Consider the following 11,857-nt stretch of genomic DNA (forward strand, 5'->3'; position numbering starts at 1 on the left):
CCTACAGGGTTTGCGCAAACCCTGTAGGAGCTGGCTTGCCAGCGAAGGCGCCGGATCAAGCACCCTCACCGAACCAGACTGCCGATGATTCATGACTTTCGGTAAACATTGCTTTGCCGCTCCAGCGGTTTTTCTCACGGATGCAGGCGCCGATACTGCCGCCCATTCCCACTGCAACCTCTGGAGTCATCAATGTCTATTCCCGCCTTCGGTCTGGGCACGTTTCGCCTGCAAGGCCAGGTGGTCATCGATTCGGTAAGCACCGCCCTGGCGCTCGGCTACCGGGTGATCGATACCGCACAAATCTACGAGAATGAAGCCGACGTCGGCGAGGCTATCGCTGCCAGCGGCATCGCCCGGGAAGAACTGTTCATCACCAGCAAGATCTGGGTCGCCAACCTGGCCGGTGATCGTCTGATCGACAGTCTGAAGGAAAGCCTGCGCAAACTGCAGACCGATTACCTGGACCTGACCCTGATCCACTGGCCGTCGCCGGACGATCAAGTGCCTGTCGCAGAATTTATGGGCGCCCTGCTTGAAGCCAGGCGCCTGGGCCTGACCCGGCAGATCGGCGTGTCCAACTTCACCATCGACCTGATGCAGCAAGCGATTGCAGCCATCGGCGCCGAGCACATCGCCACCCACCAGATCGAACTGCACCCGTACCTGCAAAACCGCAACGTCGTCGCGTTCGCACAGAGCCAGGGCATCGGCATTACGTCATACATGACCCTGGCCTACGGTGAAGTCCTCAACGACCCGCTCATCCAGCAGATCGCCGAACGCCTGCACGCGACGCCGGCCCAAGTCACTCTGGCCTGGGCCATGCAATCGGGTTACGCGGTGATCCCATCCTCCACGCGCCGGGCCAACCTCGAAAGCAACTTGAAGGCTCGCGAGCTGACCTTGAGCGAGGCCGATATGGCCATGATCGCAACGCTGGATCGCGGCCACCGGCTGACCAGCCCCAAGGGCATCGCGCCGCATTGGGATTGAGCCTCAATCCTGCCCGATACTCTGGTCCAGGCGGGCCATGGCTTGCTGCAACTGGTCGACAGCATCGTCGATCAGTGCCGCGCGGCCGTCATTGCACGCCTGTTCCAGTTGTTCGCAACACTCGACCAGGGCGAGCGCTCGCACCATTAGCGCCCCGCCCTTGATCCGGTGTGCCAGTTCCTGCAAGCCCGGGCGATTGCCGCCGGCGTGCAAGGCCAGCAAATGCACGCGATCCTCGCGGTTGGTCAGCGCCAGATCGCGTATCAGTTGATCGATCAACTCACGATCCGAATCCGCATAACGTTCCAGCCCGCTCAAATCGAACTCGGCGAAGCCAGGGTCGACGATCGCCGCTTGGGGTGCACTGGAAAACCGCCGGGCCAGCCACGCCTGCAAGTCCACCAGGCGAATGGGTTTGAACAGGCAATCGTCCATGCCCGCCGCCTTGCACCGGTCCTTCTCCTCAGCCTGCGCATTGGCGGTAAAGCCCAGAATCGGCGTCGACGACAGCCCCTGCACCTGCTCTTGCTCACGTATCGCGCCCGCCAATTCATAACCACTGAGCTGCGGCATATTGCAGTCGGTGATGACCAGATCGAAACCGTACCCGTACCCCTGCCCGCGCCACTGTTYAAGCCCCTGCGCCCCGTCCTCCGCCAGCACCACGCGATGGCCCAGATAGCTCAACTGCCGCGAGAGCAACTGGCGATTGGCCGGATAATCGTCAACCACCAGAATCGACAATGCCCGGGTCGTGAGCTGCGCCGGATCCTGGGACACCACCTCGGCGGGTAACGTTTGCAGGACGGGCAGCACCAGGCTGATGTCCACCCGCGTGCCGCGCACAGGCTCACTGTCGAGTTGCAACCGGCCGCCCATCATTTCACACAGGGTACGACTGATCACCAGGCCCAGGCCGGAACCCTGCCGGGCGGTCTGCTGGCTATTGCCCGCCTGCACAAACGGACTGAACAGGCGTTGCTGGTCGAGAGCGCTGATACCGATGCCACTGTCCTCGATACTCAGCCTGACAGACAGAAGCGCCGGGGCTTGAGGCAGCACCCGCAGTGTCAGGCTCACCTCACCTTCTCGGGTGAACTTGATCGCATTGCTCAGCAGATTGGACAGCACCTGTTTGAAGCGCGTGGGATCGAGCATCACGTCACAGTCACTGCGCGCGTCGAGATCGACCCGCCACTGCAGATTCTTTTGCATCGCCAGCCCTTCGAAAACCCGGCAGACCGACGTCACCAGCGCGTGCAGATTGACCCGCTCCGGCGCCAGCGACAAATGCCCGGATTCGATCCGCGCGACGTCCAGGATGTCGCCGATCAAATCCAGCAACTGCTGCCCGGCGTTGGACGCCACCTCGATGGCGGCGCGGTCGGTCACCCCTTCATCGGCGCGTTTGAGTGCCAGTTCGAGCATGCCGATCAAGGCGTTCATCGGCGTGCGGATTTCATGGCTCATGGTGGCCAGGAACGTGGTCTTGGCCCGGTTGGCGTCATCCGCCGCGTCCTTGGCTTCCTGCAATTGCCCAAGCAATTGCTGACGCTGGCGAATCTGCCGCCGCTGCCAGACGATCCCGGCCAACGCGAGCAACAACAAGACACCCGCCGCCGCAAACGCCTGCACGATCGCTTGTCGGTGTCGCAGCCAGTAACTCTGCTCGACCATCGCGTCATAGCGCCAGGGTTGAGTCAGCTCGTCAATTTCTTCGGGGGGAATACTCAGTAATGCCTTGTCCAGAATCGAATGCAGCTCGGTGGCCTCGCGACTGGTTGCCAGGGTGCTTCGGGCGGGGTCGGTGCCCACGGTGCTGGTCACTTGCAGACGATCGCGATACTGCCGGGAAATCAGGTAACGGGCGCTGATCAACGAGTTGATGCCGCCATGGGCCTTGCCCTGGGCGACCATCTCCATGGCGTCCGTGGACAGTGGCGCATCCGCCAGCTGGATCAGCGGGTAATGCTGGCGAAGGTACTCGGCGGCAATGTTGCCCTGGGTCAGCGCCAGGGTTTTCCCCGCCATGTCATCCAGCGTCCTGGGGCTGTCCGCGTCCACGCGGGTCACCAGCACCGACGGGCTGCTCAGAAACGACCGGGTGAACCGCAATTCGTCTTCACGCTGGGAACTGAGGCCGATACCGGCCAACACATCGATCTGGCCGCTCGTGATGCCCGTCATCATCTCGGCCACCGACTTCATGCCCTGGATGTCAAATTGCAGCCCGGTGCGCAAACTGATTTTCGTCAGCACATCGACGCCAATGCCGCGAAACTTGCCTTCGCTGTCGACAAATGAAATCGGCGGGATATTTTCGTTGATTGCGACCTTCACCCGCGGGTGCCGTTCGAGCCAGTGCTGTTCGGCCACGCTCAATTGCAAAGACTGAGTGCCCGGGATAGATACCCCGTTGGCCCCCCAACGGCGCAGGATGTTCATTTGTTCATTGGCGGTGATGGCCGCCAGCGCCTTGTTGACGATGCGTAATAGCGAAACGTTGTCGCGGGTCATCGCAAAGGCAAAACGCCCGGACTCCATGGGCGAGAAGTCCGTCAGGTGAACGTTGTTCAGGTAATTCCTGCTGATCAGATAATGGGCATTGATCGCATCACCGAGGTAGACATCGGCCTGGCCGAACGCCACGGCACCCATCGCCGCCAGTGTCGAGGGAAACAGCTGGACCTGCGCTTTGGAATAGAACTGTTGCACGCTGTATTCGGGCAAGTAGTGATACAGCATCACCAGTCGCTTGCCGGCCAGTGTCGGGTCGAGCACCGGAGGGAAATCGGTGCGGGTGACCAGCACCGGTTGATCCACCGCGTAGGCGCTGGACATCTGTAGCTGCGGATCTTCGGCTTCGAATCGGTTGGCCGTTCCCAGCAGGTCGGCCTGCCCGTTCTTGATGGCCTGCACCGCGTCGGCCCGCGATGGATAACATTGAACCTCGATGACGACGTTCAACAATTGTTCGAGCAACCCGGCGTAATCGGCTGTTACGCCTTCGAACACCTTGCCTGCCGTGTTGAACTCGAAGGGGGGATAGTCGGGAGCCGAGACAGCCAGCACCAATCGGCCCTTTTGCTGCAACCAGCGTAACTCGGTTTCCGACCACCTGACGCTCAGGCCTTCGGCACTCGAGCGTCCCAACAGGGTCAACGATTGTTGTGCACAGACCGTCGATGCCCAGAGAAGAAGGCCAATCAGCACCCCGCCTGCCAATCGTCGGAGAGCGTTCATTCAGATCAAATGATTGCGCAGGGCGAAATCCCTCAAGTGCACCGACGAGCTCACGTTGAGCTTGAGGGTGAGGCGGGTCTTGTAGGTACTGACGGTCTTGTAGCTCAGGTGCATGATCTCGGCGATTTCCAGGTTTTTCGAACCCCGGGCCAGGTACTGCAGAATGGTCAACTCACGATTGGAGAGCTTGTCGATCAACTGCCTTTCACTGCGTTGCAAATCCCCCATCGACACGGAACTCGAAGGGATCTGGGCAAAATAGGTATAGCCGGCCATCACCGAATGCACCGCCGCCTTCAAGTCATCCAGGTCCTTGCTCTTGGAAACATAGGCAACCGCCCCGGCCCGCATGCAGCGGTCCTGATAGAACTGGGCCTCCAGTGAAGTGAACACCACCACGCGACATCGCGTCTTTTCGGCCTTGATACGGTCCATCACCTCAAGCCCCGCCACACCCGGGAGGCCCAGATCAAGCAACACGACATCCGGTTGATGCTCCCGGATCAATGCCAGGACCTCATCGCCACGGGAGGCCTCGTAAATACTCTTGAATCCTTCACCCTTGAGTACGAGTTTGATCATGGAGCGAACCACCGGATGATCTTCCACAATCAGTGCTGACTTCATGACAACTCCCGTGCAAAACAACACGATCGGGCAAAAAATGCCCTCCAGGCACCGCAGCGGTTGGGCACAACGCTGCGCATAGACTTTTGCATGGAAGGCTGGAAAGTACTACCTGACAGAAATGACAGTTCCGACGAACGGTATCTGACGATCGACAGCGCTCATCAACTGCGTAATGGACGCCAGGTCCGGCAGAGCGGCCTGGCTCAACTGGACTTTGCCCGCGACTGGCGACAACGGCGCCTGCCGTTCATTGAAGATAAACGCGTGATGAACCTGCGGGTTGTCGTCAAGGAAACTGAACAGGTCCAGCGCTCCAATTGCCATCGCCCCATTGACCAGCACCAGGTCCAGAGGCTCGCAACCGTACTCCACCAGTGCAAGGAGCTCGTCGAGGCTCTGCACCGGAGCCACCCGAAAATAGCCGAGCTGGTTGAACAGTCGCTCGATCCGCAGGCTGTTGAAGTGCTGCGCATCGGCGATCAGGATGCGCAAGGATTTGTTCGGCAAGGTGACCTCCAAAAGGATGTCGGTTTCAAGAGGTCGCAAAGCCTACGGAAGACCTTCCTGGTTTTATGTAGGAATATTCCTAAAATAATGCCGGTTAATCTGACTCTTGCCCGGGAAACCTTGGCCGTTACTCCGTGGTACTCGGACTCCAGAACGCCTGCACCACCAGGCTCGACGTCGAAATCCGTGCCACCAGCGCATCCAGTTCATCACCATCGACCRAGGTGGTCGCCAGGGTGGCTTCGATTTCAATTTCGTCCGTGCCGAAGGCATGCACATCGACATCGCTGGCCGGATAGTTGCTGCGCGCAAGCTCGGCCTCGAGCAGGGCCAGCACGGTTTTCTGCTGCGTACGCCGGGCAATGACATAGACGATGTTGGTGACTTCCGCCGAAATCACATCCAGCGGCTGACGGTTGATGGTGTTGACGATCGGCCGCAGCAAGGTGTTGGCCGCAAGCACGAACAGCGTGCCAAGCAACGCTTCGGCCAGCAGGTCGGCACCGGCGCAGGCACCGACTGCCGCCGAGGTCCAGAGCGTGGCGGCGGTATTGAGGCCGCGCACATTGCCTTCTTCGCGCATGATCACCCCGGCGCCGAGAAAGCCGATACCGGAAACCACGTACGCCACCACCCGCACGGCCCCTTCGGCCCCGCCGAGCCGGTTGGCCATGTCGACGAAAATCGCCGCGCCCACCGCCACCAGCACGTTGGTGCGCAGGCCGGCGGTGCGTTGCCGGTACTGACGCTCGAAACCGATCAGGCCGCCGAGGATGAAGGCCGCGCTGAGGCTGACCAGGGTGTCGAGCAGGGAGGTCAGGTTGAGGTTGTTGATGGCTTGCATATGAAAATCCTTGAAAAACACACGATCCCTGTAGGAGCGAGCCTGCTCGCGATGACGGTGTATCAGTTGACATGGATATGAGCAGGCTCGCTCCTACATCTGGCAGCATTACTGCCAGCCAAACCGCCGAATGTAGAACCCCTTCACCGCCTGGGTCAGCGCCATGTACGCCAGCAGGATCACCGGCAGGAACACGAAGTACAGCGACGGCAATGCCTGCAATTTGAAGTAATGCGCCAGCGGTCCCATCGGCAGGAAAATCCCCACGGCCATGATCAGTCCGGTCATCACCAGCAACGGCATGGCCGCGCGGCTTTGCAGGAACGGGATCTTCGGCGTGCGGATCATGTGCACGATCAGTGTCTGGGTCAGCAGCCCGACCACGAACCAGCCGGACTGGAACAGGGTTTGGTGGTCCGGGGTGTTGGCGTCGAACACGTACCACATCAAGGCGAACGTGGTGATGTCGAAGATCGAACTGATCGGCCCGAAAAACAGCATGAAGCGCCCGACATCCGCCGGCTGCCAGCGCTGCGGTTGCTTGAGCATTTCGTCATCGACGTTATCGAACGGAATGGCGATCTGCGAAATGTCATAGAGCAGGTTCTGCACCAGCAGGTGCATCGGCAGCATCGGCAGGAACGGGATGAACGCACTGGCCACCAGCACCGAGAACACGTTGCCGAAGTTCGAACTGGCGGTCATCTTGATGTACTTGAGCATGTTGGCAAAGGTCCGGCGCCCTTCCAGCACGCCCTCCTCCAGCACCATCAGGCTCTTTTCCAGCAGGATGATGTCGGCCGCTTCCTTGGCGATGTCCACGGCGCTGTCCACGGAAATGCCGATGTCGGCGGTGCGCAGGGCCGGGGCGTCGTTGATGCCGTCGCCCATGAAACCGACCACATGGCCGTTGCCCTTGAGCAGACGGACGATGCGCTCCTTGTGCGATGGCGTCAGCCTGGCGAAGACGTTGGTAGTCTCCACGGCTTTCGCCAGTTCGGCATCGCTCATGCGTTCGATGTCGTGGCCCATCAGCAGGCCTTGCTGCTCCAGGCCGACTTCGCGGCAGATCTTCGCCGTTACCAGTTCGTTGTCGCCGGTCAGCACTTTCACCGCCACACCGTGGGCCGCCAACGCCTTGAGGGCGGGCGCGGTGCTTTCCTTCGGTGGATCGAGGAACGCCACGTAGCCGATCAGCGTCAGTGCCTGTTCATCGGCCAGGCTGTAGGTGTCGCGCCCTTCGGTCATTGGCCGTGYCGCTACCGCAACCACACGCAAGCCTTCGCCGTTGAACGTGGCCGTGACCTGACGAATTCGCGCCAGCAACTCTTCGGTCAGAACTTCATCGACTTCGCCGTGACGTACCCGCGAGCAGACCGCCAGCACTTCTTCCACCGCGCCCTTGCAGATCAGCAGGTGCGGTTGATCGCGCTCGGCGACCACCACCGACATGCGCCGGCGAGTGAAGTCGAACGGGATCTCGTCGACCTTGCGAAACGCCGTGCCGACTTTCAGCTCACGGTGGACCTCGACGTGCTCGAGCACCGCCACATCCAGCAGGTTTTTCAGGCCGGTCTGGTAGTAACTGTTGAGGTAGGCCATTTCCAGCACGTCATCGGAGTCGTTGCCCCAGACGTCGACGTTGCGCGCCAGGAAGATCTTGTCCTGGGTCAGGGTGCCGGTCTTGTCGGTGCACAGCACGTCCATGGCGCCGAAGTTCTGAATGGCGTCGAGGCGTTTGACGATGACTTTTTTGCGCGACAGGAACACCGCGCCCTTGGCCAGGGTCGAGGTGACGATCATCGGCAGCATTTCCGGAGTCAGGCCCACGGCGATCGACAGCGCGAACAGCAACGCTTCGGTCCAGTCGCCCTTGGTGAAACCGTTGATGAACAACACCAGTGGCGCCATCACGAACATGAAGCGGATCAGCAGCCAGCTGACTTTGTTGACCCCGGTCTGGAACGAAGTCGGCGCCCGGTCGGTTGCACCCACGCGCTGGGCCAGGGCGCCGAAATAGGTGCTGTTGCCGGTGGTGAGAATCACCGCCAAGGCCGTGCCGGACACCACGTTGGTGCCCATGAACAGGATGTTGTCCAGGTCCAGTGGATTGCGCGTGTCGCGGTCCTGCTGACGGGGAAACTTTTCCACCGGCATCGATTCACCGGTCATGGCCGCCTGGCTGACGAACAGGTCCTTGGCGCTGAGCACCCGGCAATCGGCGGGAATCATGTCACCGGCCGACAGCACGATCAGGTCGCCCGGCACCAGTTGCCTGATCGGCAGTTCGATGCGCTGCTCGCTGCGGTCCTCAAGGTCCCGGCGCATCACAGTGGCAGTGTTGCTGACCATGGCCTTGAGGGCATCGGCGGCCTGGTTGGATTTGGTTTCCTGCCAGAATCGCAGCAAGGTCGAGAGCACCACCATGGAGAAAATCACGATGGCGGCTTTCATGTCTTCGGTCAGCCAGGAGATGACCGCCAGCAACGTCAGCAACAGGTTGAACGGATTCTTGTAGCAGTGCCACAGGTGCGTCCACCAGGGCAGCGGTTGTTCGTGCTCGACTTCGTTGAGGCCGAATTGCTCGCGCAGGGCCTCGGCTTCGAGTTCGCTCAAGCCGTCGGCGTGACTGCCCAGGGTGTTGAGCAATTGACCGGAGTCGCTGCCGGCAGCGGCCACCAGGGTTTGCGCCAGGGTGGGAGGGACTTCACGGCTGACCGTGGTGTCGGTGAAGGTTTCCAGCAACGCCAGGCGACGGAAGTGCCGGGCGATGTGGCGGTTACGCAGGAAACCTGCGAAGAATTCCTTGAGGGTAAGTTTCATGGCTGGTGCCCCTTTGGTCAGCCGGGAAACCGTCGAGCAGGCAGGTCCACGCCGCTGCCGCCGGAACAACCGGCAAAGCAAGGCCTGGCGCGCCGGTCACGAATGACAGGCGTGTCGATAGAGCGGCGGCCACGACAAAAAGTCGAAACCACACACTGTTCAGCGTCGATGAGAAGAGGACGTCGGGACACGGCCAGGACTGGCCATGATCAGGATGCCGCTGCTCGCTTTTCGGCGAGACAACGGCACAGGAGACTGCGCGTTATCTTGCCGAGAAAATGCCGGTTACCGAGACCGGCCGACAACTGTCACTCGAACAAGTACCCACTGTGGGTCTCCGTAATGGATGAAAACGCGCGAAGCTTACGCCCCGATGTTTGGCGAGTAAACCCGATACAAAGTCTTGCCGGGGTGAATCATGGGGTTCTTCAGGAAGGGTTCAGGAATCAATATTTGCGGTGTTCTTTCTGGCCCCATCGCGAGCAGGCTCGCTCCCACATGGGTTCTGTGAACAYCGGTCCATTGTGGGAGCGAGCCTGCTCGCGATGGCGGTCTTGTGGTCGCCGCTGGACTCAACTGGCTACAGCGACCCGGTTCCGTTTTCTGCTTTCAACGTATGGCTGTGCGCGGCGGCCCTGAGTTGCCCGGTATCGACGCGGACAAAAACGGAATCCCCGACAGCGGTCAGGACATCCCCGGCGAAGACCTCGCAAATGACCCGACATTTGCGCCCGACATCGCCCTCGACTTTGGCACGCAGTGTCAGGGGTACGCCCATCGGGGTGGGCTTGATGAACTTGATGCCCAGGTTACCGGTGACGCAGGTGATGTGGGGCGAGCTGCCCACTTCGCGCTGCTCTGCCCGGTAGTGATAAGCCATCGCGGCCCAGTTGGAATGACAATCCACCAGCATCGCGATCAAACCGCCGTAAACCAGATCCGGCCAGCCGCAATACTTGTCATCCGGCAAATGCTGCGCCATGACATGCACCCCGTCTTCATGCCAGAAGCTCTTGATGTGCAGCCCGTGCGAGTTCTGGCTGCCGCAGCCATAACAAACGCCTTCGGGCGCGGCGATGTCTTGAAGCGAAGTGTCCTGCGTGGTCATGCCGTGTCCGTCCTTAATACTGGGTGGTTCAAAGCGGACCGGGTCGCCCTGGTCCGCACCGCCTGATCAATACTGGCAGAAGCGAATCCGGTTGCCGAACGGGTCGTGGACTTGCAGCTCCTTGCCCCAGCCCTGCTGAACAATATCCGGACGTCCGTAGCCGTAGCGCTTGCCCTGCAATTCGTCCCTGAGCAGTTCGATGTTTTGCATGGGCACGAACACCGTCGAGCCCGGGCTGGCATCGCCGTGGTGCTCGGAAAGATGCAGTTGCAGCCCGTCGCGACTGATGCCCAGGTACAGCGGCAAATCCGCCTCGAAACGATGCTCGAACTCGACGCTAAAGCCTAGGAAATCCAGATAGAACTCCCGCGCCTTGGCTTCGTCGAAACTGCGCAAAATGGGGATGGGTTTATCGAAGGTAATGCTCGGCGCTGGCGGGGTGTTGGCCTGGGCAAGCATCGCCGACGCGGTGTTCCAGTCCTTGTAGCCCAGTTGCTGCGCGACCAGTTCCAGCGCGGTGGAATGGGTCACCGCTTGATTGCGTTCCTCCAGCGAGGCGCGCAACTGTTTGGCCATTTGCTTGGCTTGCTCGATTGAAAACATGGCTGCTCCTGTAGCCGAGATGCCTTGGTGCTCGCATTGCCAAACCTCGACCGTCAAGAGAGGCGACAGGGTTCGTATGAGGAGGAGATGCTTTCACCTTTCCCAGCGGGAGCGAGCGGCGGGCAGCATCGGGCCGAAACCGATAATACATAGCCGATACGGGATGCGGAAGATGGGCCCCGCTGCCGCCCGCGCCCGAGGCCTGTGGTTTATGCCTTCAGCCGTGAACATTGCTGAAACACAAATGCGCCCACGCTCACTGCACAGGCGAGCCACTCGCAAGCCACCTGCCGATGGGTGAACGGACCGAACACGTCCCCCATGGATCAGGGATATTCCTGCCGAGCATGCAACACGCTCAATATCTCGATTCGATCCATCACTCGGTAGACCACCAGGTAGTTGGGATGCACGACAATCTCCCGAGTGCCGGGTACTCGACCGAATCGATAAAGGTAGGGATGTTCGGGAAGGGCCGATGTAGCAGCCTCAATGGCTTGAAATAGCTCGCTGGCCGCTACGAAGTTTCGGTCGCCAATGTAGTTCAGGATTTGCCAGAGTTCGGCCCGAGCTTCGGGCCGCCACTCAACCAGCATCGTGCTTGTTGCGCTTTGACTCGATGAGGGCACGCATATCAGCCATCACCTGATCATGCGGGACATTCGGGCGCGGGTCGTCAATCGAAGCTTGCACCTTGGCGCGGAACCAACGGTCATAGCTGGCGGCCTGCTCTTTGGTCTCAAACTCTGAAACGATGGGGGAAAGTTCGGCGCTCATAATGGCCTCCGGGGTCTACGGGTAGCAGTCTAATCGGTATCGGGGGCGCTGTCGTCGATCGCAAGATGAAGTGTCATTTGCCAAACCGACCAATGCGTAACGTCAGATCGTAAGGGCTGTTCTTCCGACGGCCAACCGCAAACTTTCGTAGGATTTTTCCTGCCGATTCCGAGGATTCCAACGCTCTCTGACAAGGCAAAACAGCAAGTTAACAATCACTCGATAGCGCCTGTTTAAGCGGCCTACAGGTTACTTCGTGAAAGCCACAACGCCTTGCGCCGTTGCCTACAGGTACGCCAGAATCCGCCGGCTTGTGCGCCTTGGGG

The 11,857-nt window shown here is 60.3% G+C and carries 10 protein-coding genes; 1 reads left to right on the plus strand and 9 read right to left on the minus strand.

All coding sequences use genetic code 11. The features are described from left to right. Positions 1 to 192 precede the first annotated feature (192 nt). Positions 193 to 996, plus strand: coding sequence for a 2,5-didehydrogluconate reductase DkgB (gene dkgB, locus ACXRVY_RS14280; RefSeq protein WP_223462390.1), 804 nt, complete (start codon positions 193 to 195; stop codon positions 994 to 996). A 3-nt stretch (positions 997 to 999) separates the two neighbouring features. On the opposite strand, the gene ACXRVY_RS14285 is transcribed toward dkgB, so the two are convergent. The 9 genes from ACXRVY_RS14285 to relB form a co-directional block, all read right to left on the minus strand. Next, entirely contained in the window at positions 1,000 to 4,239 is a 3,240-nt protein-coding gene (locus tag ACXRVY_RS14285; protein WP_458237609.1) for a transporter substrate-binding domain-containing protein, read from the minus strand. Further along, a complete protein-coding gene (locus tag ACXRVY_RS14290; RefSeq protein ID WP_223462392.1) occupies positions 4,240 to 4,866 on the minus strand; it encodes a response regulator transcription factor in 627 nt (208 codons plus the stop codon). Between the two features lie 108 nt (positions 4,867 to 4,974). Further along, complete coding sequence (locus ACXRVY_RS14295; protein WP_223462393.1) at positions 4,975 to 5,376, minus strand: chemotaxis protein CheY; 402 nt, start codon at positions 5,374 to 5,376, stop codon at positions 4,975 to 4,977. A gap of 127 nt (positions 5,377 to 5,503) precedes the next feature. Next, positions 5,504 to 6,220 carry an MgtC/SapB family protein gene (locus ACXRVY_RS14300; RefSeq protein WP_458237610.1) on the minus strand — a complete coding sequence of 239 codons (717 nt, stop codon included), beginning with the start codon at positions 6,218 to 6,220 and terminating at the stop codon, positions 5,504 to 5,506. 108 nt (positions 6,221 to 6,328) lie between these two features. Next, on the minus strand, positions 6,329 to 9,043 hold the full coding sequence (mgtA, locus tag ACXRVY_RS14305) for a magnesium-translocating P-type ATPase (protein WP_458237611.1): 2,715 nt from the start codon (positions 9,041 to 9,043) through the stop codon (positions 6,329 to 6,331). A gap of 580 nt (positions 9,044 to 9,623) precedes the next feature. Continuing rightward, positions 9,624 to 10,151, minus strand: coding sequence for a PaaI family thioesterase (locus tag ACXRVY_RS14310; protein ID WP_223462396.1), 528 nt, complete (start codon positions 10,149 to 10,151; stop codon positions 9,624 to 9,626). A gap of 66 nt (positions 10,152 to 10,217) precedes the next feature. Next, a complete protein-coding gene (locus tag ACXRVY_RS14315) occupies positions 10,218 to 10,754 on the minus strand; it encodes a glyoxalase superfamily protein (protein ID WP_223462397.1) in 537 nt (178 codons plus the stop codon). Positions 10,755 to 11,080: 326 nt separating this feature from the next. Next, a complete protein-coding gene (locus ACXRVY_RS14320) occupies positions 11,081 to 11,350 on the minus strand; it encodes a type II toxin-antitoxin system RelE/ParE family toxin (RefSeq protein WP_116581481.1) in 270 nt (89 codons plus the stop codon). Further along, complete coding sequence (relB, locus tag ACXRVY_RS14325; RefSeq protein ID WP_223462398.1) at positions 11,340 to 11,531, minus strand: type II toxin-antitoxin system RelB family antitoxin; 192 nt, start codon at positions 11,529 to 11,531, stop codon at positions 11,340 to 11,342. The genes ACXRVY_RS14320 and relB overlap by 11 nt, the downstream gene beginning before the upstream one ends. Between the last annotated feature and the right edge of the window lie 326 nt (positions 11,532 to 11,857).

The organism is Pseudomonas sp. P5_A2_2 (assembly GCF_054177685.1).